Consider the following 23,021-nt stretch of genomic DNA (forward strand, 5'->3'; position numbering starts at 1 on the left):
CCTATGAGCCAACTTGTAGATGCCTTTGGCCGTCAGGTCGAATATTTACGACTCTCAGTGACAGATCGCTGCGACTTCCGTTGTGTCTACTGCATGACCGAAGATCCCTGCTTCTTGCCCAAGGACCATGTACTGCACCTCGAAGAGTTGGCTTGGATTGCCCAAGCCTTTACTGAACTGGGGGTGACCAAAATTCGCCTCACCGGCGGCGAGCCGCTAGTGCGTAGCGATTGCGATCAACTGGTGCACTTACTTGGCAAGCTCCCAGGGCTCAAAGATTTATCGATGACCACCAACGGCTCTAGACTCAGTAAGTTTGCCAAACCTATGTTTGATGCGGGTCTTAAGCGTTTAAACATCAGCTTAGATACCCTTAACCCCGAACTCTTTACCCAACTGACACGCAACGGCAAATTAGCACGCGTTATCGAAGGCATTGATGCGGCCACTGCCGCAGGCTTTACGCGCATAAAAATCAATGCCGTGATCCTCAAACAGCAAAACGATCATGAAGTCATCGATCTGGTTAACTTTTGCCGCGACCGCAAGCTCGATATCGCCTTTATTGAAGAAATGCCGCTGGGTGAAATGGATGAACGCAAACGCATGCGCCATTGCAGCAGTGATGAAGTTAAGGCCATGATTAGCGAGCATTATCCACTACAACTCTCCAATAAACGCACAGGCGGACCCGCGCGTTACTACAAGATGGTCGATAGTCCAATTCACATCGGCTTTATCTCACCCCATAGCCATAATTTTTGCCACGAGTGTAATCGGGTGCGCGTTACCGTAGAGGGACAGCTATTGCTCTGTCTGGGTAATGAGCACTCCGTTGATTTAAAAAGCATTATAAGAGAGTTCCCCGGCGATATTGAACGGCTACAAACCGCCATTCTCCAAGGCATTAAGCGCAAACCTCAGCAGCATGTATTCGATAATAACGAAGTACAAATTCTGCGTTTTATGAACGCCACCGGCGGTTAACCTCCTCACCTCAGGGCTAGCATCTCAATTTTGCCGTGATACACTCATGGCATTAGTCCTATTTTTTGTGTCACTCTTCCTATGGCGCTTACTCGTAAACAGTGGAATAACATCATTATTCTTGCCTGCGTGTTTATCATTGGCGTGCTCACGTTTATGGATAAGAAAAACCAAAATGTGCCCAGTGATGCGCAACGACTATTTGATGATAATGCCCCGCTGGCTCAGTTGCAGTTGGATGGTATTTGGCTGCACAAACAAACTTCAAGCTGGGAATGCGATCTACAAGTACTCAACTGTGAGCAATGGGCAAAGGCTTGGCAAGGCTTAAGGGTCTCGCCCTTGAATGACGCGCCACAACCCACAGGCAAACCTCAGGAACTGGTGATCCAAATTACCGATATTCGCCAATCACAGCGCTGGATTTATTTCCCCGATGAAGGCGTCCTTAAATCTCCCGCGAGCAACTGGTACTTAGTGCCACCGAGCTTAAGGACGGATTTACAGCCAATCCTCGATGCAAAGCCTGCACGTTAATCCATTGAATAAAAGAAGCCAATCATGCCGGAATTACCAGAAGTCGAAGTCACCCGTCAGGGGATAACCCCTTACTTAGTCGATCAAACCGTAGTTAACCTCGTAGTACGTAACGCCTCACTGCGTTGGCCCGTTCCCGAACTTGCCAAACAGATCATTGGCCAGACCATACGCCAAGTGCGCCGCCGCGCTAAATATCTGTTAATCGATACCGATGCTGGCACCAGCATAGTGCATTTGGGGATGTCGGGCAGCCTAAGGATCCTGCCCCACGACACGCCAGTGGAGAAGCATGACCATATCGATCTCGTTCTTGCCAATGGCCGCATTCTGCGCTTTAACGACCCAAGACGCTTCGGCGCTTGGTTATGGTGCCAATTGCCAGAGGAAGCCCATCCGCTGCTGGAAAAACTCGGGCCAGAACCTCTGACCGATGCCTTTAACGTTAATCAGTTAGCTGCCGCACTGGCGGGCAAGAAGAAGGCCATCAAACTCTGCCTGATGGATAATCATATTGTGGTGGGTGTGGGAAATATTTACGCCAACGAAGCACTGTTTGCCGCAGGGATACACCCCGAGGCGGAGGCAGGCAAGATAGATATTGAACGCTTAACGGTACTGGTTGCCGAGGTCAAACAAATACTCGCACACGCCATCAAGCAGGGCGGCACCACGCTTAAGGACTTCACCAATGCCGAGGGTAAACCCGGCTATTTCGCACAAAAGCTGCATGTTTACGGCCGCGGCGGCGAAACCTGTACTCAGTGCGGCAATCTACTCAGCGAAATCCGCCTTGGTCAACGCACCACAGTGTTTTGCGGCATCTGCCAGACGCGTTAATCTCGCTCATAAAAATGCCTGCTATTGCAGGCATTTTTAGCTTCTTCGATATAATGTTTGATTACTCTTTTAACCAACGGCCAGGATGATCGGTAAAGTAACGGTACTCACGCTCTGGCGCTTGGCACTGAGGCTTAAGTTCCGCAGCGGATAACAAAATCCATTCGTCACGGTGAGCAATCCCCATGCTCTTACCGCCTTTAATATCGAAACAACTCAGCTCAGCACCGCTAGGCACTAACACATAACGCTGTTTGTTCTCCTGCATCCATTGCCACGCGTTACGCTCCTGCTCTTCTACTGGCGCGAGATAACTAAAATGCGTCACACTCATGGGCGAGAACAGAATAAATTGCTCTTTAAAGTTTACTAACCCAAGCTCGGCATCCTCACCTATCACTTCGGCGGTATGTAGCATCAGGCTTCTGGGGGTGCGCATTTCATCAAGCATAGCGTAACCCCAAGTGCTCACCAGCACCCAGCCCAAGGCAGATACTAATCCCGCCTTCACCAGTGCAAACTGACGACGCGCCAGCCACAGCAAGGCACACCAAAGCACCCCGAGCAAAATAAATAAGTAACCAATACCTGTGAGATCATCGGTATAATCCTTAAGTGCTTTAACCAGCGCAGGATGATGAATAAATGCCAGCGCACCAGCCACTAACACGAGTGCGCCCAAGAACCACAGCACACCTGTGACCAGTTTTTCAAACCAAGCTTTGGGCGAAACGCCCGTTAATACCGCTGACGCCGCGAGGGCTAACATAGGCAATGCAGGCAGAATATACACGTTGCGCTTGCCTGGGCTGATACTGAAAAACAGTACCACTAGCCCGACCCAAATCAGCAGAATCGCGATGGTAGGATCGGCTTTCACCTTTTGCAGCCACTGTTTCCAATAGGCGACCACCAGCAACGAAATCGGGAACCACATCCAAGGGATAACGCTCAGCACGAAGAAATACCAAGGCTTGATATGGTGCCAAGCATTGACGTAACGCTCGCCCGTTTGCTTAAACAAAATGTTATTTTGATAGGCCACCATCTCGGGCGTGCCATGGGCTTGAACCGTCATCACCATTGGCACTAACCAACAGGCAATCACGGCCAGCATGGCCAAAGGCCCCGCCAGGCAGAGCCAAGTTAAACGGCCCTCGAAACGGGTCTTATCTTTGAAGGCGTAAATCCCTATCGGAATGAGCAACAATAGGGGCAAGAAACCAACCCCTTTAGTGATCACCCCAAGCCCCATAAATGCCCAGCCAATAAAATACCAATGCCACTTAGGCCCAAGCATAAAATGTCTGATTAATCCGTAACATCCCACGGTTATCCAACACATCACCATGGCATCTATCTGGGCATTTTTCGCCTGCATCAAAAACTGCGGCACGATGAGGAGCAATAAAGCGGCGTTGCGGCCAACCCGCACATTCCACAATCTGGCACCCAAATCATAGACAAGAAATACCGTCAGCAAGCCACAAAAGGCATTGGGGAGTAAAAAGGAGAGTTTTAACGACCCCGTGAGTTGATAAAACAGGGCAATCGCCCACATAAACACTGGCGGCTTATCGGGATAATATTCCCCGCCTCGGGTAGGGAATAGCCATTGACCCGAGGCCACCATCTCCCGCGCGACCTCAACAAACCGCGGCTCGTCGGCTGGCCAAGGGGAACGAAAACCAATGCCAACCAGCAAGATCAGCAAACTCATCAACAGCAGCGGCCAGAGTACTTGGTAATAATCTTCGCTATTGAAACGACGATTCAATGCATCCATTCCTAATCCCTATTTAGTGTTCCAATTCATCCACCTGCTTACGCAGGCTAGAACGGTAAAGGTAAGCACCGATAAGACTCGAGATAATAAACAGCCCGATACTGATCCCCAGTTGGTTATGATCAGACAAGCCAATACCCGCACCCGCAAAACTAAAAATCAGCATCTGCGGTAAATAACCCAGCATACTGCCAAATAAAAATCCCCCGGGGGAAATATGCGTCGCTCCCGCAAACAGGTTTGTCAGCAGATTACTGCCTACGGGCAACAGGCGGATCATTAAGACTTTTAACCAGGTCCTGTGAATGATCAGCGCCTCAAATTTTTGCAAGCGATGGCCAAAACGCCGCTGTAGACTACTGCGTATCGTCAACCTCGCGGTATAAAACGCCAGCACACAGCCAAGCAAAGCCGCCAACGTTGAGAAGAGACCACCATAAATACCACCTAAAGCAAAACCAAACACAAAAGCGATCACTTGCCTTGGCCCTCCTACAGCGGTAAATAAGGCGCCCACTGCTAGTAAAGCCATTAACGCATAGTTTCCTTCCGCTTTAATAAAGTGCGCCACCCAATTGCTATCGGTCACATGCTCGAACAGCCCTTGCAGGGATGCAAACATTAACACCAGCAAAATAAAGACGATAAACACCGCCTTATAGAGTCGCTTCATCTTAATCGTGCCAGCGGGTTTCGCTACGGGCGACCTTAGCGATTTTCGCCCTGCGCCCAAGCCAGATTACGCCCATGATGTCGACAATCCCGACCCAGACCCGATTCCAAGCGGTATATTTAGAAACGCCTACCTGGCGATCCCTATGATTTACCACAGCAATAAATACTTCTCCCCCCATGCGGCGCACGAGTGCAGGGATATATCTGTGCATATGGTCGAAGTAAGGCATACGAAGGAAGGTTTCACGGGGGAAGAGTTTTAGGCCACAACCGGTATCGGGTACGCCATCCTGTAACAGTGCATCACGCACTTTATTAGCAAAGCGGGACTGGAATCGCTTCCACGCCGTGTCTTTACGGTTTTTGCGGTAACCGGCAATACAAAAGTGTTCGGCATGAATTTGCGGCAGTTGTGCCAACATGGCGGGAATATCCGCAGGGTCGTTTTGCCCATCGGCATCTAAGGTAACGATGTATTTACCGCGGGCATGTAAAACGCCTGTAAATATTGCGGTACTTTGGCCAGTACTGCGCTCGTGACGAATAGCTTTTGCGTTGCACTGCATCAGTTCAGCGGTATCGATGACTTCACCAAAAGTGTCATCTTGGCTACCGTCATCGACGACCAGAATTTCAAACTCAGTCATCCCTTTCAGGGCTTGGCATATCTCTTCCATTAATGGGCCAATATTGCCCACCTCATCTTTTGCGGGGATGACAACTGAAATCACATTAATACTCCAGCGTTTATGACCATAAATACGGTAACATAGGATTGTTGCAAAATAAAAATCTGCATTGATAGGATGTTATGAATTAAACCGTATGCAAGACCAGCATTGTATAGGCGTAAAATGCAAGAAAAGAGTACTTAATTTGGAACTGTGGATTTCATCGAAATGACATATTTTATCGCCACAGAAAATGCTAGGTTAGAGAACTACATGCCAAACTTTATTGAATCTATGAACATAGTTGTGGTTGGAATGGGCTATGTCGGCCTATCAAATGCGGTGTTGCTCGCGCAGCAAAACCAAGTCACTGCCGTCGATCTGATACCTGAACGAGTCAAATTGGTCAATGACCGAAAATCAACCGTCGCGGACAACCTGATTGAAGAATACCTGTGCAATAGTGTCTTAAATCTACGCGCCACGATGGACAAAAACGCAGTCAAAGACGCCGATTTTGTTATTATTGCCACCCCGACTGACTATGATCCGCAAACCAACAACTTTAATACTCAATCGGTCGAAAATGTCGCCAAGGAAGTCCTCGCCCTGAATCCCGACACGACGATTATTATTAAATCGACTGTACCCGTCGGCTTTACTGCGAGTTTGAGAACCAGATTAAATAGTGAGAACATTCTGTTCTCACCCGAGTTTTTACGCGAGGGCCAAGCTCTTTACGATAACCTTCACCCCTCTCGTATCATTGTGGGTGAACGTTCAGCTCGCGCCCAAACCTTTGCAACCCTTCTTGCTAATGCGGCGATTAAACAAGATATTCCGATTTTGCTCACCGACAGCACTGAGGCAGAAGCGATTAAGTTATTTGCCAATACATTTTTAGCCATGCGCGTCGCCTATTTTAATGAGTTGGACACCTATGCTGAAAGTCGTGGGCTTAACACCCGCCAGATTATCGAAGGCGTATGTTTAGATCCGCGCATCGGCGATTACTATAACAATCCCTCCTTCGGTTACGGTGGTTACTGCCTACCCAAGGACACTAAGCAATTGTTGGCCAACTATAATAACGTGCCCAACAATCTGATCAGCGCCATTGTCGATGCTAACACTACCCGCAAGGATTTTATCGCCAACGCTATTATCAGTAAGCAACCTAAGCGAGTGGGTATCTATCGCTTAATCATGAAGTCCGACTCGGACAACTTCCGCGCCTCGGCGGTACAGGGCGTGATGAAACGCATCAAGGCCAAGGGCATCGAAGTCGTAGTCTATGAGCCCGTACTCAAGGAAGACGAGTTTTTTAACTCGAAAGTGATCCGCGATTTACACGAGTTTAAAGCCATGTGCGATGTGATTATTTCTAACCGTATGGCCAATGAACTCGAAGATGTCGCCGCTAAAGTCTACACTCGGGATCTGTTCCATCACGACTAAGCGTCCAAAATATAAAGGTTTACTATGAAATACTTAGTCACAGGCGCCGCCGGATTTATCGGCGCCAAAGTCAGTGAGCGCCTCTGTGCACAGGGCCATGAGGTTGTCGGTATCGATAACCTCAATGACTATTATGATGTCGGCTTAAAACTCGCCCGACTGGCACCGCTCGAGGCCTTAAGCAATTTCCGTTTTATCAAACTGGACTTAGCCGACAGGGAAGGCATAGCGGCATTGTTTGCAGAGCAAGGTTTTCAACGGGTTATCCATCTCGCCGCGCAGGCAGGGGTACGCTACTCCCTCGATAATCCCCTCGCCTATGCCGATAGCAATTTAGTTGGGCATCTCACCATTTTAGAGGGCTGTCGGCACCATAAGATTGAGCATTTAGTGTATGCCTCTTCATCCTCTGTGTATGGCTTGAATCAAAAGATGCCATTTTCGACCGAGGATAGCGTCGATCACCCGATATCCCTATACGCGGCGACCAAGAAAGCCAACGAGTTAATGTCACACACTTACTCGCATCTCTATCAATTACCCACCACAGGCTTGCGCTTTTTTACCGTGTATGGCCCATGGGGACGACCCGATATGGCCTTGTTTAAATTCACAAAAGCCATTCTCGCGGGCGACACTATCGATGTGTATAACCATGGCGATCTCAGCCGTGATTTCACCTATATCGACGATATCGTTGAGGGCATCATCAGGGTGCAAGACACCCCCCCTCACCCAACACCAGACTGGCGTGTAGAAACTGGTACACCGGCTAATAGCAGCGCCCCTTATCGCGTATTCAATATCGGCAATGGCAGCCCAGTGCAATTGCTGGATTTTATTACCGCACTCGAAAGTGCGCTCGGCATTGAAGCTAAAAAACAATTCTTACCCATGCAGCCCGGTGATGTGCATTCCACTTGGGCCGATACAGAAGATCTATTTAAGGCCGTGGGCTATAAACCCCAAGTGGATATCAATACCGGGGTGAACAGATTTGTAGAGTGGTACCGCGCGTTTTATGCGAAGTAAGCTCTTTGAGAAAACAAAAAGGCCTGCTGATTTGCAGGCCTTTTTATTGAGTTAACGCTTAAAAACGATATTCAAAACTGCTGAAGAAAGTCGCATTAGTATCGTTTTCTTGTACATCAAATTCCGATCTCGATACTGTACCGCCCAGACTCCACATGCCCTTCCACACAGGCATACGATAGGAAAGCTCCAGCATCAGCAAGTCTTCCTTCGGTGGCTGTGGCGCCCATGTGGTCGCCACATTAGTGCCGTCTTTATTCAACTTGGCATAACGCAGGAGCGAGGTAAAACCGCGGCTGTTATGGAACTGGCCAACTAAACCCAACACAAAGACTTGAGCATCGCTATCATAGGTCGAACCTAAGGCTCTGCCGTAGTAACGCGCTCCACTCAGGTAGACAGGATCTTCATAGAAGCAGTTAGGCTTGCCATCACACTCGACAAAGGTATCCGAGTATTCCATAAATAGCTTGAATTGCTTACCCGACGTGCCGAAATGGGTATCTATCCCCCAAAGTGAGCCGCAATCGCTGCCGTTTTCACAGCTATGTTCAAGGTACAAACCAACGGGAATATCCTGCCAAGTATCGGCATAACGTAAATCGATGCTCTGGGTTCTATGGCCCGCGTCACGGCGCTGATCGGCCAAGCAAGAATCCGAACCGTCGATACACACCGCATTGCCTGCGACAGAATCCCACCAGGAATCGAAGTCGCAATTTTGCCCTTCGCCACAAAATAGTGTCGACCAAGATAAGCCTATTTCTAACTGCTGAAGGGGTTTGGCGGTAAAGCGCATATCCCATTCAGCCGTTTTAGGCACGGCACGCTCTTTTTCGGCCATGCTAAAACCGGTCTTGAAAGTCCAAGGCCCAATCCAAGATAACCATGGCGTTTCGAAGGCGGCAGCATTATTACGGCTGAGCGACAGTGACTGCATAGGGCGCGCGTTGTTAGAACGATGCAATGCCGAATCAAATCCCGGGCCCCACCATTGCTCAACCGTACCTAAAGTCGCAATCCAGTTACCCATGATCACCGCGAAGTAAGACTCATCGAGGCGGAAGTTTTTGTTATCTTGCGGATCGTACGTCTCGGCGACTGTGGTTTTATAAGCCACTCGTGAGCCTAAGTATTCGTAGGAGGCTTTAGCCTCACCCTTTTCACGATAGTCGGAGCCATAATGCTGGAAGCGAGCAGGATCGGTCGCACCCGAGAGTTTAACTCTAGCATTGCCGCGATTATCGACGGCATTTTGATAGTAAAAGTTAACTCGGGCAAAGGCTTGCACTAATCGGGGAGACAATAGTTCGGGTTCGACTTTTGCTAAGTCGCCACCAATCCCCGACCACATCAAGGGGAAGGTATTCACAGGCACACGGATCACGCCCGCATCGGCCAGTGCTTGAATATCGGCTCTTAAATAAATGTCCGAGGCATCCACCCAAGGGGCGGCAGCAACGGAAGCAGAAAACAATAAACCAGATGCAACGCTAGCAGCGAGGATAGTGGGGGTCAAAAAAGCCTTCATAACATCCTTTTCATTATCATCGCGAGGCCTGATGCCTCAAAGGTTTTATGGAAATACTCAGCCTTATCAGGCTTTTGCAAGGTTAAGCTTGGCGGTCAACGCGCTTGCCACCTCAGGATGTACAAATTGACTCACATCGCCGCCATGCAGCGCAACTTCCTTCACTAAGGTGGAAGAAATAAAGGAGTTTTCTTCGGCCGGTGTTAAAAACACGCTCTCGAGATCAGGGCTTAATCTGCGATTCATGTTGGCCAATTGGAATTCATATTCAAAGTCGGAAACTGCACGCAAACCACGCACTAGCACGCTCGCACGCTGTTCCTTGGCAAAATCCACCAGCAAGCCCGAAAACCCAACCACTTCCACATTATCCAAATGGGCCGTGACGCGGTTTACCAGCTCAACGCGCTCCTCAAGAGTAAATCTTGGCAGCTTAGATGGATTAGCCGCAATGCCAATAATCACATGCTTAAACAACTTAGCTGCACGCTCAATCAAATCGGCATGACCATTGGTAATGGGATCAAACGTCCCAGGATAAATTACTCTTGTATGCACTTTGCTGGCTCGACTCAGATAAATACCTAAAAATCATTGCCGCCAGTCTACTCGTTTTAGCCACTTGAGTGAATCTTCCAGATAAAAACCACCCAAAATCCCATTAAAAATTGAAATACTGGCAAGAATTCCTCGGATTAAGCCCATGTAAAGGCATGAACTGATATAATACCGACTCGCAATATATTGGATTAAGTAGGCAATGGTTTTTCATCCAACCGAGGAGAATTAAAACCATACTGCAACCGATTAAGTCCACGTAATCAGAGCACTTATATGAAAAAAATCGCCATTTTTTGCCATAACTTTTTCTCGAATGGCACGGTCAAAATTGCCTTATCTCAGGCCGAAGTGCTGCAGGAAGCCGGACAAGATGTTCACCTCTTTGTGTTCCATAAAGAGGGAGATTTTATGCCGCCAGAAAATGTGACGATTCATTACCTGTTTGACGCAGGCCAAAAGCCAAGCCTACAGGAACAAAGACAACGCCTGAAGGCCAAGGTGGCCGAAGCGGAACAATCGGGTAAGTTCTCGCTATTTTTAAGTAACTCGACCGACTGCGATGTAGTTGTATCGGGTTGCGACTTCGAACCCTGCTACTACTTTTGCCACTGCGCCCTTAAGCAAGAGCTATTGATGGAATTAAAGCGCGGTCCAGTGCATTTCTGGCGCCGCTGGAAAAAAGCCAAGGCACTGATAGGCAAAAAAATCATCACGGTTTCCAATGGCATCGCCGATGAGCTCAGAGCCACTTCCTGGCTCAAACCACAAAGCGTTCAGACAATCTATAATCCCTTTAGATTAGAGGAAATCCGTAAGAAGACTCAGGAAGTTATTGCCGAAATCCCAAACGAGCCTTATATGATCCATGTCGGCCGCGTGACACGGCAAAAGCGCCACGATATTTTGTTTAAGGCACTTAGGGATATGCCAACAGCCCCTAAACTTGTCCTGCTGTGCAACCGCCCCAAAAAGGCGCGCAAACTGGCCAAGAAATACGGTGTCGAACACAGAATCATCACTCCAGGGTTTCAACACAATCCCTACGCTTGGATTGCCAAGGCCGAGTTGATGTTACTCAGCTCAGATTTTGAAGGCTTACCGACCGTTGTAATTGAGTCTTTAGCCTGTGGAACGCCTGTCGTCAGTACGGATTGCCCCCACGGGCCCAATGAAATTCTCACAGGCCATTTAGCACAATATCTCGTCCCCGTTCGCCAACCCGCGCTGCTGGCGCAAAAGGCACTAGAGTGCTTAGCCTCACCACCTGCTTTAAACAATCTAGACATATTAAAGGCAGTAGATAGCCAATATATTGCCGCTCAATATATTAACTTAGCGCAATAAATTACCATTTTAATTAGAACGCCATTTCTTATATTGGCGTTTTAATTAAAATTGCAACAAATTGATACAGAATGGGTGCGCATTAAATATTTATACAACAATTGTATCAATTATGTTTTTAATTCAATTAATCACCCTAATGCTTTTATTAAACTGATACAAATTAAACACATTTAAAAAACCTAGCTATATAAAACTCCGTTCTGTATTAATAAAATAATTATTTAATTGATCGCCAGAATTAAAAACCTCAAAATACTCGTCTTCGAATAAATTTGTCTCACAAATGGACGTTGTGAGTATTTTTGGGGTAATTATGGGTAAGCTAAAGGTCGCTTTATTAGTCGATGAATATTTTGGTGGTACAGGTACAGTGTACGGTGGATACGGCTTTCTTGCCCGTCATCTGATCGCCAAACACTTACCCAATGAGAATATTGAAGTAGAAGTACTGATAAAGAAAGATTGTAGTAAACAGCGCTTAATTCCCCGTCGTTATATGATTGATGGTATCAAAGTGTATCGTCTTGCTGCTAAGTTTATGGATTTTCTTAATATTAGATTCTTAAAAAAGAAAAACTATGATCTTTTCTTATCCATCGAAATGACGACACATTCCTATCGTATTCTTAAAACAATCCCAAATATCGATAAAAAACTGTTGTTCTGGGTTCAAGATCCTCGCCCCGATTACGAGTGGGACGAAATTAATACCGTAAAACTCTTTCCTGAGAAAAGTTATTGGGATAGCAACATTTATCAGTTTGTCCACGACCTATGGGCAGCGGGTAAAGTCTCGTTTATTTCTCAAGCACGTTTTCTCGATAGAAAAGCGCGGGATCTTTATAACCTCGACGATAAAACCGAGATCAAATACTTACCTAATCCTATCGAAATCGATCACAGCTTCGATGTCGAAACCCACCCGAAGAAAAATCACATTATCTTCCTCGGCCGTATCGAGTCGGTTAAGCGTGGCTGGTTGTTCTGTGAGATTGCCAAACTGATGCCAGAATATGAGTTTTTCATGCTTGGTCAATCCTTTAGACAATCGAAGAAAAACCAATCCATCATGAATAACTACCTCGACATCCCTAACTTACACTTTGTGGGGCATGTTGAGGGAGAGAAAAAGGCACAGTTGATTAAGGACGCTAAGATTTTAGTGAATACCTCAATCCACGAGGCACTACCGATTTCGTTTTTGGAAGCCTTATCCTACGGAACGCTGCTCGTGAGCTGTCGTGATCCCGATGAACTCACCAGCCAATTTGGGGTATTTACTGGCACGGTATTAGGGGATGGTTTCGATAAAGTCCCACTCTTTGTCGACGGTATCCGCCATTTGATGGAAAACGAGCCGCTCCGCCAAGAGCTGGCGCTAAAAGCGGTGAACTACATCAAAGCTAACCACAGCATTGAAGATTTTCAGAAAAACATGCAAGAGATTATCTTTAAGCTGGTTGAAGAGACTAAAGCGCAAAGCTAAAAACAAGGCCGACACTATGTCGGCCTTACTGTTTCTTAAAACAATTTCCAATAACCTAACTTGCGGCGCATTTTAAAGTGTCGCAGTAGGTTCAATGGCTTAGGTTTAAGCCAAGCGGTTCCCTTATCAATCAGAGCATCGGTCGCCGCGAGTACACGCTGGCTAGACTGACCATCTCCCGTGGGGTGAATTTGATTACAATAATCATGGATATGCGCCATCAAATCATCGGGGCGGCTGAGCGCTCGAGTGAGTGCAGGTTCAATCTCTTCGACTCGGTTAATATCGATTAAATGCGCCTTCGGTGACTGATTTTTAAAGGTCACTACAGGCTTACGCTGCATTAAAAACATCAATAAAATCGAAGAGGTATCGCAGAGCATCACATCTCCCGCCTGCAAAAGAGGGATCACGTTGTCGGTTTCCACAAACTGCAGATTCTCATTTTCGAGAGTCTTGTATTGCTCAACAATGCTAGGTTTCATCTTAGGATGGAATTGTACCAACCAGCGCCACTGGCTCTTTTGCGACAGGGCTTTAATCTGCTCAAATACCTCAGGCGCACAGGTCAGACTGGGGGAGAATGTCGAGCAAAACAGCACTACAGGCCGAGGATCATCGGGCTTAATGTAAGGATTATCTTTATTTTCAAGAAATAAAGGATCGAGCGCTGGCCAGCCCGTTTCGGCTACGGTAAAGGTGCCGAATTTTTTCTCTAGCTCAAGGAAAGGTAGCGTCGTCGCCGGCCCTTGGGTGCAATACAGGTCAAAGCAATCGCGGATTTCGAAGTGATCTTCTCGCCCCTTATGATTCATTTTGCCCGCGTTAAAACCGTGGAACACCCCTACTTTTACCCCAGGGATAAAACTTGGCACTACGTTACCCGGCACGAACACGGCATCGGGTTTCCATGCCTTAACGGCATCGATATCGAGTAAGCGTTTTTCATCCGCTTTAAGGAATTTAGGGTCTACCTCACGGCCCTCGAGGAACCAACACGCCTCATCGCCACGCGCCAGAATCACTTGCTGCAGCGGCCTTAGCATCGCATAGGAATAGTTCTGTGCGATGTAGAACAAATAACGTCTTTTGTTTGATTTGCGCGCTTCCACCGCTTTCTCCTCGGGTAAATTATTTCGCTAGCGCGAGATATTGTTCGGCAATCGCAGTCGCATCCACCTTAGCTAAAATCTCAACATGTTCGAGGGATGGCGGCTGCGCGACCACGGCGTCAATCATCTTCGCCAAGGCCGCAGGATTACGACGGGGCACAAGATAGGGAGCCAGATTTCCGGTCAAAATCTCATTCGGTCCGTGTGGGCAATCGGTACTCACCACTGGTGTGCCACAGGCTAAGGATTCGATTAATACCGTCGGCAATCCTTCGAAATCGGAACTCAGCACCAGTGCTTTCGCACGTTTGATCCAAGGAAAAGGATTACTCTGGAATCCAGGAATGATTAAGCGCTTCTCGATGCCGAATTTCTTCGCTGCTTTAATTGCCTTCTTATGGTTATGGCATAACAACACTACGGGTAGCTGATTTTGGGTCTGTTTTAGAGCCTCAAACAACACATCGTGGCGCTTCTGCTTAGCAAAACGCCCCACATGGATCAGATAGTCACCCTGAGGGATTTGCGAATTATCTTGCTGTGACTGAGCAACTATCTCATTAAATTCAAATGGATTGTAGATGGTTCGCATTGATGCTGGGTGCAAACGTCCCTTGGCTTGAATCTCTTTAGCGATGCCATTGGATACAGTGATCAAATGCTGGCCATTGAGCGCCTTTTTAGCCCGCAGTTTCTTGAAGTAGGCGAAGGGGCCTAACTTAAACTGACGACTCAATTCTTCTTCAACTGATGAGTGCACAATCACATAGAGTGGTGTCACCCCGGTTTTGGTCATCATCAAGTTGGTTTTATCAAGATTGGATAAAAACAGATCGAACTTACCGACTCGGGACTCAATCTCGGCAATCTTTGCCCGTAACTTATCGACCGATGCGCCCAGACGCCCGAAGTGGTCATAATCTTTATCTTTGTCGGCAAAGCATTGATGAACAGGTAAATTGTCTGGGGTTTCGTAATAACGATTATCTTCCATGACCAAAAAATGCGGCTCATGCCCTAGGCTAATAAACTGCTTTGCCAAGGTAATCATGACCTTCTCGGCTCCACCACCCGCTAAACTGTCGATGGCTATGGCTATCCGCATGATTTTTCTCCTAAACGATAATCTAAAACTCAGGGTGACAGGCTAACAGTGGTTAACTGTGTGTCTGCTGAATAACCTGATCAAATTTCTCTATCACAGCGTCAACACTAATTAGCGCCATAAGGTGCTCACCCTTGGCTCGGGTGCCCCATTTCACCTCACCGCTTTGCTGTGAGGCGATGGCCTCTTGATAGGCGCTCACCACATATTGCTGCGATAAATAAGGCCCGGTGCGACCTGGGTTGGAATGGGCATATAAACCTATGACTGGCGTCCCTTGAGTGACCGCCATATGTGCAGGGCCAGTATCGGGCGCGAGCACAAGGCTGGCGCGTTTCAGTAGAGCCAGCAATTGGGTCAAACTGGTTTTGCCGACCAAGTTATCGAGTTTGGCAGAGCACGCATTGGCAATATCGTCGGCCAATGTCTTTTCAAGTGCTGTTGGGCCACCGCAGAGAATGACTCGATACCCCTTATTCACCGCATGTTGCGCCACCGCGGCATAACGCTCGGGCAGCCAATTACGCTCAGCTTTACTGGCGGCCGCGCAAATGACTAATACCTTCTCATCATCGACAATATGGCGCTGGGCAAATTCAGTGTCCGCTTGAGGGACAGGAATATTCCAACTCGGGGTAATATCGCTAACACCAATCGCCTTGGCGAACCCCATAAAGCCATCGAGCACATGGGGTTGAGCTAAAGGTTCTACTCTATGATTGGTGACTAGCCATTGACCTTCTTTGGCGCGGGCACGGTCGAATCCGACCCGAACCTTTGCCGAAATAGCGAGGGATGCCAAGGTTGCACGCAGCGCCACTTGCATATGCAGCAGCACATCAAATCGGCGGCCTTTCAATGCCTTATGTAGATAAAAATAGCTACGCCAGCCTTGGGATTTATCGAAAATTACAAACTCAATACCGGGCAAGTGCTTCAGCAACTGATATTCAAGTTTACCTATCACCCAAGTGATTTTGAGCTGAGGATATTGGCGCTGAATGGCCTGCACCATCGCCACGGCATGACAGACGTCACCGATAGCCGATAGCCTCAACAGGCAGAGAGAATTCATGGTGTTAATATCTAAACTCAAGCGAATAGCCCTTAAGGTTATTTGGCGCAAGCTGAGGATCTTAATGTAGAATGGCCGCAGGTGCCACGCTTAAGTCAACAAATCTCCCATGAACGCACAAATCAAAATCATAAATACTGCCAATGGCTATATGGCACTTTGCCAAGATACGCCAGAGGACATCACGCCGGCTTGGTTCTCGGTCGATTTTTGGCGCGAAAAAGCTGCAGTTGTGGGTTCATCCAAGGGCCGCTATACCACTTGGTTTGTAGCATTTGAACACAGTCATTGGGTACTGCGGCATTACTGGCGCGGCGGCCTGATGGAGAAATTCAGTAAGGATGCCTACTTCTATACCGGGCTTGAAAACACTCGCGCCATGGGTGAATTAAGGCTGCTTGACCTGCTTTACCGTGAGCAATTTGCCGTGCCTAAACCTATTGCCGCCAATGTTGTGCGTGATGGCTTGTTTTACCGTGCCGACATTATTATTGAGCGGGTCGATGGCGCCGAAGACTTGGTCGCTAAGTTAACCAAAGGCACGATGAGCCAAGCCCAATGGCAAGCTCTTGGCGCCACCATTGCCCAGTTTCATCGCCGCGGCGTTTACCATGCCGACTTAAACGCAAAGAACATTTTGTGGCAACCACAGCAAATGAACGGTGCACAAGAGCGCTTTTATCTGATTGATTTTGACAGGGGTGAAATCAAAACGCCCAATGCCCAATGGCAGAAGGCGAACCTTGAAAGGCTGCTACGCTCCTTCAATAAAGAACAAGGTAAGCAGCAAACACTTGCCTTTACACCCGCTAACTGGGCTGCATTGCTCGAGGGTTATCATTCAATTATCCCAAAAGCCTAATACCTCAGTGGCACTAGGCTGTTTGGCTCAGTAACGATTCGGCGAGAGCAAACTGACGCTGCAAAGCACCACGATTGGCTTCTACCACGGCAAGGCCTGCTTCAGCGGCTTGTTGGCGTAAAATCGGCTGCTCAAAATACTGAATTAAATTATCCCCCAACTCTTGCCCTGAACTCACAATCCGCAAGCCACCCGCATCTGCCAACATTTGGGTAATTTGGGCAAAATCCCAATGATTTGGCCCTACCATTACTGGCACGCCCATGGCCGCGGGTTCGAGGGGATTATGGCCGCCATTTTCAATCAAAGTACCTCCCACAAAGGCTTGATCGGCCGCGCCATAAAAGGTTAATAGTTCACCCATGGTATCGCCCACCAGCACCTGCGTCGTGGCAGTAATTGCTTGAGCATCACTGCGGCGCACATATTCAAAACCTTGGCTAGCGGCAACCTCCGCCACCGCCACAAACTGCTCTGGGTGACGCGGCACAATGATCAGCAGCGCCTCCGGCCACTTAGCGAGCAACCGTTTATGGGCACTTAACATGGCATCAAACTCACCGGGGTGAACACTGCCTGCTACCCACACGGGCGCCGTCTCACGCCCCCAAGCTTGCCGAAGCGCTCGTGCGAGGGTTAAGCGCTCGGGCGTAATACTTAAATCAAACTTCAAACTGCCGCAAACAGTCACTCTGTCAGCAGGCACTCCAAGGTCGATAAATCGCTGCGCTTCAACTTGGGTCTGCACCGCAATCACATCTAAGCGTTGCAACATGGGACGACTTAATTGCGAACGCTTGGCATACTGCGCCGCCGATTTAGCCGACAGCCTAGCATTGGCGAGCATCAAGCGCACGCCGCGCTTAGCCGCCAGTGCCAACAGATTCGGCCATAACTCAGTTTCCATTATGATGCACCATTTAGGGGATAACTGGCGCAGAAAACGGCTCACACACCAAGGCAAATCGAAGGGCAAATAGCAGTGCTGCACTTGATCACCAAAGGCTTTGCGTACCTCGGCAGAGCCAGTGGGACTGGTGGTAGTAACCGTAATGCTTAGCTCAGGGTGCGTTTGCATAATCAAACGGATCAAGGGAATAGCCGCGAGCGTTTCTCCCATCGACACCGAATGGATCAGTAAATCCGTCGGTTTAAGTTGGGCTAATCCGAAGCGTTCGCCCCAACGGCCACGATAGTCTGGACTTTTAATGGCTCTAAAAGCCAAATAGACAATGAGTAGAGGGGATAAAAGATAAAGCAACACACTGTAAAAAAATCGATTCATAAAATCGTGCTGATGAGATTTTGCCTGTTGGATAACGGCAATGTTAGCATAATATACCCAAGCGACCTCAAGATACGAGTTCAAGCCTCTCGAAGTTGTTTGCGTATACCAATCCTATTGAATTTTTGTGCGTTGGGGCTTAATCAATAGGGTTTTAAATTAGGGATAATTTACCAGCAGTGTAGCGGTCGTTGGTTAGCCTTCTTTAGTCAATTTGCAGCGTTCACTAGCCACTTGGAAAACATATGAAAACCCGCGACAAAATTATTTACGCCAGCCTTGAGCTGTTCAATGAGCATGGCGAACGAAATATCACCACCAATCATATTGCCGCTCACCTAAATATGAGTCCCGGGAATCTTTATTACCACTTCCGTAATAAGGAAGATATTATTCAGTCGATCTTCAGTCTCTACGAGGCGCACCTTGAATCTGGGTTTCAGCCCTATGAGGGCGAGCAAGTCAACGTAGAACAGCTGATCGGCTATTTTGATGCGATGTTTTACACCCTGTGGCAATTCCGTTTTATGTACGCCAATTTGGCCGATATCCTCGCCCGCGATGAAGAATTAAAAAGCCGATATTTGCACGCCCAGCAGCAAGTATTAACCCGTTCAAGTCACGTGCTAGGTAAACTCAAGCAGGATGGTTTTTTAAATATTGATAACGATAAAATCACCCCACTTGCAGACACCATCAAGATGATTGTGAGTTTTTGGATTGGTTATCAGCTTACCCAGTCGAGCACGTCCACCATCACTAAAGGCATTTTGTACGAAGGAGTATTGCGGGTATTGATGATTTTTAAGGCCTACGCCACGCCAACCTCCCAAGCGACCTTCTGTCGTTTAGAGCAGCACTACCACGAGTTAGCGACCCAAGATTCGCTTTAATCGTCCAACGCCGTCGCATTTAGCGCTAAACTCAACAGGTTAAACGCGCTAAATGCGGGCTCAATTCATGCCGTTGGCGGTGATGCGACATACATGCCGACCATGTTGCACATTAGTTTTTATAATGTAACAACCCCTTTAGCCCTAAACTAATTTATCTAGCTAACCAGCATGAAAAAAAGGCTGTAGGCCGATAGGGTTTAGCGTTAGAATGCCGCAACTCCCAGAATCAGAATAAAGTTAACTAAGGAGATATCAGGTGGCCTCTACCTCATTCTACGCACAGATTAATCAACAGCTTGCGGATATCAAAGCCGAAGGTTTATATAAAAGCGAGCGTGTTATTGCCTCACCGCAACAGACAGCCATTCAAGTTAATCACCAAGAAGTTGTTAACTTTTGCGCCAACAACTATCTAGGCCTAGCCAACCACCCAGAACTAATCAAAGCCGCACAGCAAGGCTTAGACAGCCACGGCTTTGGTATGGCGTCGGTCCGTTTTATTTGTGGAACCCAAGACATCCACAAGCAACTCGAAGCCAGCCTGAGTGAGTTCCTCGGCATGGAAGACACGATTCTGTACTCTTCTTGCTTCGACGCCAACGCAGGCCTGTTCGAAACCCTGTTGGATGCCGAAGATGCGATTATTTCCGACGCCTTAAACCATGCCTCTATCATCGATGGCGTGCGTTTATGTAAGGCCAAACGTTTCCGTTACGGCAACAACGATATGGCGGATTTAGAGACGCAACTGATCGCCGCAAAAACAGCTGGCGCGCGCAATATTTTGATCGCCACCGACGGTGTATTCTCAATGGACGGCGTCATCGCCAACCTGCAAGGCGTGTGTGATCTAGCCGATAAATACGGTGCATTAGTGATGGTTGACGACTCACACGCCGTGGGCTTTGTTGGCCAAAACGGCCGCGGTTCCCACGAGCACTGCGGTGTGATGGGTCGCGTCGATATTATCACTGGCACCTTAGGCAAAGCCTTAGGCGGTGCATCGGGCGGTTTCACTTCAGGTAAAAAAGAAGTCATCGACTGGTTACGTCAACGCTCTCGCCCTTACCTATTCTCTAACTCATTGGCGCCTTCGATTGTAACTGCCTCTATCCATGTATTAGAGATGCTCAAATCGGGCCAAGCACTGCGTGAAGCGGTATGGGAAAACAGCCGTTACTTCCGCGAAAAAATGTCAGCGGCAGGCTTTACCTTAGGTGGTGCCGACCACGCAATTATCCCAGTGATGATTGGCGATGCCAAATTGGCGAGCGATTTCGCTAACCGCTTATTAGCAGAACATATTTACGTTATCGGCTTCTCCTTCCCAGTCGTGCCAAAGGGACAAGCCCGTATCCGTACTCAAATGTCGGCGGCCCACACCCGTGAGCAACTCGACAAAGCGATTGAAGCCTTTACCCGTATCGCTAAAGAAATGGCGATTATTTAGGACCCTACAAAATGAAAGCACTAAGCAAGTTAAAAGCCGAAAAAGGCATTTGGTTAGTCGATGCGCCTAAGCCTGAAATGGGCCATAACGATCTGCTGATCAAGATTAAAAAGACCGCCATTTGTGGCACCGACATGCACATCTACAACTGGGACGAATGGTCACAAAAAACCATTCCTGTGCCTATGGTGGTAGGTCACGAGTATGTGGGTGAAGTGGTTGATATAGGTCAAGAAGTTCGTGGCTTTAACATTGGTGACCGCGTTTCTGGCGAAGGCCATATCACCTGCGGCCACTGCCGTAACTGCCGCGCAGGTCGTACCCATTTATGCCGTAACACCTCAGGTGTGGGTGTAAACCGCGAAGGTTCATTTGCCGAATATTTGGTTATCCCGGCCTTTAACGCCTTCAAAATCCCCGATGATATCAGCGACGATTTAGCCTCTATCTTCGATCCATTCGGTAACGCAGTACACACAGCGCTGTCATTCGACTTAGTGGGCGAAGACGTGTTAATCACTGGCGCTGGTCCTATCGGAATTATGGCTGCGGCCGTATGTCGCCACGTTGGCGCTCGTCATGTGGTCATTACCGACGTTAACGAATACCGCTTAGAGTTGGCCCGTAAAATGGGTGCTACCCGTGCCGTTAACGTGGCTCAGGAAAACCTGAAAGACGTGATGAAAGAACTCGGAATGACCGAAGGGTTTGACGTGGGTCTAGAAATGTCTGGCGTACCTTCTGCCTTCCACGCCATGTTAGATACCATGAACCACGGCGGCAAAATCGCGATGCTCGGTATTCCGGGTGGTGAAATGGCGATTGATTGGAGCAAAGTGATCTTCAAGGGTCTGGTCATCAAAGGCATTTACGGCCGTGAAATGTTCGAAACCTGGTACAAGATGGCAAGCTTGATCCAATCTGGCTTAGATATTTCGCCTATCATCACGCATCACTACAAGATTGATGATTTCCAAAAAGGCTTCGACGCAATGGGCTCAGGCCAATCCGGTAAAGTCATCCTCAGCTGGGATTAATTCTCTTAGCTATGCCAATCACGGGGCTGTACACATGCAGCCCCATGTTGCACACTTATCCCATCGCTTATCCCTTTTCAGTTATTTCAGGTTTTATTATGTCTTCCTTTAAACACCTTAGCGTGAATCAATTAGTGCAAATGACCGAGTCAAAGCCAGTGCAAATCGTCGATATTCGCGATGGTCATAGCTTTAACAACGGCCACATTGATGGCGCATTTAATTTGAATAACGAGAATCTAGCGCACTTTATTAGCCAAGCGGATATGGACAGTCCTTTAGTAGTGGTTTGCTACCATGGCATCAGCAGCCAAAATGCCGCGCAATATCTGTGTGAGCAAGGGTTTGATGACGTTTATAGCCTAGATGGTGGCTTTAGCGCTTGGCATGAGGCCAATGCATGATAGAAATTGGCAGACTCCCCAACAGCAGAGCCGCGCAGGCCTTTGTCGATTACCTCAAAGGTGAACAGATAGACTGCCAAATTCAGCCATTGCCGCAGGGAGTCGCTATTCTGGTTATACGCGATCAGGATGCCGAGCAAGCCCGTAAAGAGTTCGCCCATTTTATCGCTCATCCTTACGATAACAAATACTTACAAGCCTCGTGGGAGCATGGTGATACCAATACTAAGCTCGACTATGGCGCTCCTTCTTTACAGCTATTTACCCAATTTATCACAGGCGCAGGCTCAGTTACTCTTATCATCTTCGGCCTCTGTGTACTGATTTATGCTGCGATGAATTTAGGCTTCGCCAGCCCCGTTTACGAAGCACTCTCCTATTTTGGCGCAGTGTCTGACACCAGTTTTAGTGAATTCTGGCGCGTGTTTACCCCAAGCCTGATGCACTTTTCCGCCATGCATATCATCTTCAATTTGCTCTGGTGGTGGTATTTGGGGGGAAAAATCGAGACTCGCATAGGCACAGCCCCGCTGTTAATCCTGCTACTGGTCGCGGGTACTTTGCCCAATATCGTCCAATACTATGTTAGCGGTCCCAACTTTGGCGGGCTGTCAGGCGTAGTGTATGCGGTCGCCGGTTACACTTGGGTCATGGGACTACGTAAACCAGAGGCGGGTATAGGTTTACCGCCATCCTATATGGGATTTATGCTGATTTGGCTGGTGTTAGGCTTTACGGATTTCTTAGGTGTTTCAGTTGCGAATGGCGCCCATATTGGTGGTCTATTGATAGGTCTCGCCCAAGGCTGGTTTGATAGTCGCAGTAAAACTACTCGCTAATCTCACCGCGATAGCTTACATGCTCGATTAAATAATCAGGGTAAG

General features: G+C 48.1%; 22 protein-coding genes. 13 read left to right on the forward strand and 9 right to left on the reverse strand.

Translation table 11 applies throughout. The features are described from left to right. Positions 1-3: 3 nt before the first annotated feature. From moaA to mutM, 3 genes are all read left to right on the forward strand, one after another. A complete protein-coding gene (moaA, locus tag HG547_RS06310) occupies positions 4-987 on the forward strand; it encodes a GTP 3',8-cyclase MoaA (RefSeq protein ID WP_169547334.1) in 984 nt (327 codons plus the stop codon). Between the two features lie 81 nt (positions 988-1,068). Then, entirely contained in the window at positions 1,069-1,524 is a 456-nt protein-coding gene (locus tag HG547_RS06315; RefSeq protein ID WP_169547335.1) for a hypothetical protein, read from the forward strand. A gap of 24 nt (positions 1,525-1,548) precedes the next feature. After that, positions 1,549-2,364: a bifunctional DNA-formamidopyrimidine glycosylase/DNA-(apurinic or apyrimidinic site) lyase gene (mutM, locus tag HG547_RS06320; RefSeq protein WP_169547336.1), complete on the forward strand. Its 816-nt coding sequence runs from the start codon at positions 1,549-1,551 to the stop codon at positions 2,362-2,364. Between the two features lie 61 nt (positions 2,365-2,425). On the opposite strand, the gene HG547_RS06325 is transcribed toward mutM, so the two are convergent. Genes HG547_RS06325 through HG547_RS06335 form a run of 3 tightly spaced genes read right to left on the reverse strand, consistent with a single transcriptional unit; the run spans position 2,426 to position 5,556 of the window. After that, the gene (locus HG547_RS06325; protein WP_169547337.1) at positions 2,426-4,150 is read right to left on the reverse strand and encodes a glycosyltransferase family 39 protein; all 1,725 of its coding nucleotides are present in this window, start codon (positions 4,148-4,150) and stop codon (positions 2,426-2,428) included. Between the two features lie 13 nt (positions 4,151-4,163). Beyond that, a complete protein-coding gene (locus tag HG547_RS06330) occupies positions 4,164-4,823 on the reverse strand; it encodes a VTT domain-containing protein (RefSeq protein ID WP_169547338.1) in 660 nt (219 codons plus the stop codon). Position 4,824: 1 nt separating this feature from the next. Continuing rightward, positions 4,825-5,556, reverse strand: coding sequence for a glycosyltransferase family 2 protein (locus tag HG547_RS06335; RefSeq protein WP_169547339.1), 732 nt, complete (start codon positions 5,554-5,556; stop codon positions 4,825-4,827). A gap of 234 nt (positions 5,557-5,790) precedes the next feature. On the opposite strand from HG547_RS06335, the gene HG547_RS06340 reads away from it, so the two are divergent. Further along, the gene (locus tag HG547_RS06340) at positions 5,791-6,954 is read left to right on the forward strand and encodes a nucleotide sugar dehydrogenase (RefSeq protein WP_169547363.1); all 1,164 of its coding nucleotides are present in this window, start codon (positions 5,791-5,793) and stop codon (positions 6,952-6,954) included. A 24-nt stretch (positions 6,955-6,978) separates the two neighbouring features. Beyond that, a complete protein-coding gene (locus HG547_RS06345) occupies positions 6,979-7,986 on the forward strand; it encodes an NAD-dependent epimerase (RefSeq protein ID WP_169547340.1) in 1,008 nt (335 codons plus the stop codon). Positions 7,987-8,044: 58 nt separating this feature from the next. Here the strand turns inward: HG547_RS06345 and HG547_RS06350 are convergent, their stop codons facing one another. Continuing rightward, positions 8,045-9,517, reverse strand: coding sequence for a capsule assembly Wzi family protein (locus HG547_RS06350; protein WP_088212768.1), 1,473 nt, complete (start codon positions 9,515-9,517; stop codon positions 8,045-8,047). A 66-nt stretch (positions 9,518-9,583) separates the two neighbouring features. Next, positions 9,584-10,075 (reverse strand): pantetheine-phosphate adenylyltransferase, encoded by a 492-nt coding sequence (gene coaD, locus HG547_RS06355; RefSeq protein ID WP_169547341.1) that lies wholly within the window; start codon positions 10,073-10,075, stop codon positions 9,584-9,586. A gap of 276 nt (positions 10,076-10,351) precedes the next feature. Here coaD and HG547_RS06360 point away from each other — a divergent pair, with 276 nt between their 5' ends. Further along, complete coding sequence (locus HG547_RS06360) at positions 10,352-11,422, forward strand: glycosyltransferase (RefSeq protein ID WP_169547342.1); 1,071 nt, start codon at positions 10,352-10,354, stop codon at positions 11,420-11,422. Positions 11,423-11,738: 316 nt separating this feature from the next. Beyond that, positions 11,739-12,911: a glycosyltransferase family 4 protein gene (locus tag HG547_RS06365; RefSeq protein ID WP_144346352.1), complete on the forward strand. Its 1,173-nt coding sequence runs from the start codon at positions 11,739-11,741 to the stop codon at positions 12,909-12,911. Between the two features lie 35 nt (positions 12,912-12,946). Here the strand turns inward: HG547_RS06365 and HG547_RS06370 are convergent, their stop codons facing one another. The 3 genes from HG547_RS06370 to HG547_RS06380 are packed head-to-tail and all read right to left on the reverse strand — an operon-like array spanning position 12,947 to position 16,224. After that, the gene (locus HG547_RS06370) at positions 12,947-14,023 is read right to left on the reverse strand and encodes a CDP-glycerol glycerophosphotransferase family protein (RefSeq protein ID WP_144346351.1); all 1,077 of its coding nucleotides are present in this window, start codon (positions 14,021-14,023) and stop codon (positions 12,947-12,949) included. Positions 14,024-14,042: 19 nt separating this feature from the next. Then, positions 14,043-15,128, reverse strand: coding sequence for a glycosyltransferase (locus HG547_RS06375; protein ID WP_169547343.1), 1,086 nt, complete (start codon positions 15,126-15,128; stop codon positions 14,043-14,045). Between the two features lie 52 nt (positions 15,129-15,180). Continuing rightward, complete coding sequence (locus HG547_RS06380; protein WP_169547344.1) at positions 15,181-16,224, reverse strand: glycosyltransferase family 9 protein; 1,044 nt, start codon at positions 16,222-16,224, stop codon at positions 15,181-15,183. A gap of 88 nt (positions 16,225-16,312) precedes the next feature. Here HG547_RS06380 and HG547_RS06385 point away from each other — a divergent pair, with 88 nt between their 5' ends. Next, complete coding sequence (locus HG547_RS06385) at positions 16,313-17,065, forward strand: 3-deoxy-D-manno-octulosonic acid kinase (protein WP_169547345.1); 753 nt, start codon at positions 16,313-16,315, stop codon at positions 17,063-17,065. 13 nt (positions 17,066-17,078) lie between these two features. Here HG547_RS06385 and waaA read toward each other — a convergent pair whose 3' ends face one another. Continuing rightward, positions 17,079-18,350: a lipid IV(A) 3-deoxy-D-manno-octulosonic acid transferase gene (gene waaA, locus HG547_RS06390; RefSeq protein ID WP_169547346.1), complete on the reverse strand. Its 1,272-nt coding sequence runs from the start codon at positions 18,348-18,350 to the stop codon at positions 17,079-17,081. Between the two features lie 245 nt (positions 18,351-18,595). On the opposite strand from waaA, the gene HG547_RS06395 reads away from it, so the two are divergent. The 5 genes from HG547_RS06395 to glpG all read left to right on the forward strand — a co-directional run bounded on the left by HG547_RS06395 (position 18,596) and on the right by glpG (position 22,976). After that, a complete protein-coding gene (locus HG547_RS06395; RefSeq protein WP_037424052.1) occupies positions 18,596-19,243 on the forward strand; it encodes a TetR/AcrR family transcriptional regulator in 648 nt (215 codons plus the stop codon). Positions 19,244-19,502: 259 nt separating this feature from the next. Then, positions 19,503-20,696 carry a glycine C-acetyltransferase gene (locus tag HG547_RS06400; RefSeq protein ID WP_169547347.1) on the forward strand — a complete coding sequence of 398 codons (1,194 nt, stop codon included), beginning with the start codon at positions 19,503-19,505 and terminating at the stop codon, positions 20,694-20,696. A gap of 11 nt (positions 20,697-20,707) precedes the next feature. Next, positions 20,708-21,733: an L-threonine 3-dehydrogenase gene (gene tdh / locus HG547_RS06405; RefSeq protein ID WP_037429853.1), complete on the forward strand. Its 1,026-nt coding sequence runs from the start codon at positions 20,708-20,710 to the stop codon at positions 21,731-21,733. 98 nt (positions 21,734-21,831) lie between these two features. Continuing rightward, the gene (glpE, locus tag HG547_RS06410) at positions 21,832-22,137 is read left to right on the forward strand and encodes a thiosulfate sulfurtransferase GlpE (RefSeq protein WP_037429864.1); all 306 of its coding nucleotides are present in this window, start codon (positions 21,832-21,834) and stop codon (positions 22,135-22,137) included. After that, positions 22,134-22,976 (forward strand): rhomboid family intramembrane serine protease GlpG, encoded by an 843-nt coding sequence (gene glpG, locus HG547_RS06415; protein WP_169547348.1) that lies wholly within the window; start codon positions 22,134-22,136, stop codon positions 22,974-22,976. Before glpE ends, glpG begins: the two co-directional genes overlap by 4 nt. The last annotated feature ends 45 nt before the right edge of the window (positions 22,977-23,021 follow it).

Source organism: Shewanella sp. DNRA4, from assembly GCF_012843185.1.
In the GTDB taxonomy this organism is placed as follows: domain Bacteria; phylum Pseudomonadota; class Gammaproteobacteria; order Enterobacterales; family Shewanellaceae; genus Shewanella; species Shewanella xiamenensis.

Excerpts from the sequence above, each read along its gene's own strand:
- HG547_RS06350 (WP_088212768.1), bottom strand. The coding sequence starts at position 9,517 with ATGAAGGCTTTTTTGACCCCCACTATCCTCGCTGCTAGCGTTGCATCT.
- glpE (WP_037429864.1), top strand. The coding sequence starts at position 21,832 with ATGTCTTCCTTTAAACACCTTAGCGTGAATCAATTAGTGCAAATGACC.
- HG547_RS06365 (WP_144346352.1), top strand. The coding sequence starts at position 11,739 with ATGGGTAAGCTAAAGGTCGCTTTATTAGTCGATGAATATTTTGGTGGT.
- HG547_RS06360 (WP_169547342.1), top strand. The coding sequence starts at position 10,352 with ATGAAAAAAATCGCCATTTTTTGCCATAACTTTTTCTCGAATGGCACG.
- HG547_RS06340 (WP_169547363.1), top strand. The coding sequence starts at position 5,791 with ATGAACATAGTTGTGGTTGGAATGGGCTATGTCGGCCTATCAAATGCG.
- glpG (WP_169547348.1), top strand. The coding sequence starts at position 22,134 with ATGATAGAAATTGGCAGACTCCCCAACAGCAGAGCCGCGCAGGCCTTT.
- HG547_RS06315 (WP_169547335.1), top strand. The coding sequence starts at position 1,069 with ATGGCGCTTACTCGTAAACAGTGGAATAACATCATTATTCTTGCCTGC.
- moaA (WP_169547334.1), top strand. The coding sequence starts at position 4 with ATGAGCCAACTTGTAGATGCCTTTGGCCGTCAGGTCGAATATTTACGA.
- HG547_RS06345 (WP_169547340.1), top strand. The coding sequence starts at position 6,979 with ATGAAATACTTAGTCACAGGCGCCGCCGGATTTATCGGCGCCAAAGTC.
- HG547_RS06385 (WP_169547345.1), top strand. The coding sequence starts at position 16,313 with ATGAACGCACAAATCAAAATCATAAATACTGCCAATGGCTATATGGCA.
- HG547_RS06325 (WP_169547337.1), bottom strand. The coding sequence starts at position 4,150 with ATGGATGCATTGAATCGTCGTTTCAATAGCGAAGATTATTACCAAGTA.
- tdh (WP_037429853.1), top strand. The coding sequence starts at position 20,708 with ATGAAAGCACTAAGCAAGTTAAAAGCCGAAAAAGGCATTTGGTTAGTC.
- HG547_RS06375 (WP_169547343.1), bottom strand. The coding sequence starts at position 15,128 with ATGCGGATAGCCATAGCCATCGACAGTTTAGCGGGTGGTGGAGCCGAG.
- mutM (WP_169547336.1), top strand. The coding sequence starts at position 1,549 with ATGCCGGAATTACCAGAAGTCGAAGTCACCCGTCAGGGGATAACCCCT.
- HG547_RS06395 (WP_037424052.1), top strand. The coding sequence starts at position 18,596 with ATGAAAACCCGCGACAAAATTATTTACGCCAGCCTTGAGCTGTTCAAT.
- HG547_RS06330 (WP_169547338.1), bottom strand. The coding sequence starts at position 4,823 with ATGAAGCGACTCTATAAGGCGGTGTTTATCGTCTTTATTTTGCTGGTG.
- waaA (WP_169547346.1), bottom strand. The coding sequence starts at position 18,350 with ATGAATCGATTTTTTTACAGTGTGTTGCTTTATCTTTTATCCCCTCTA.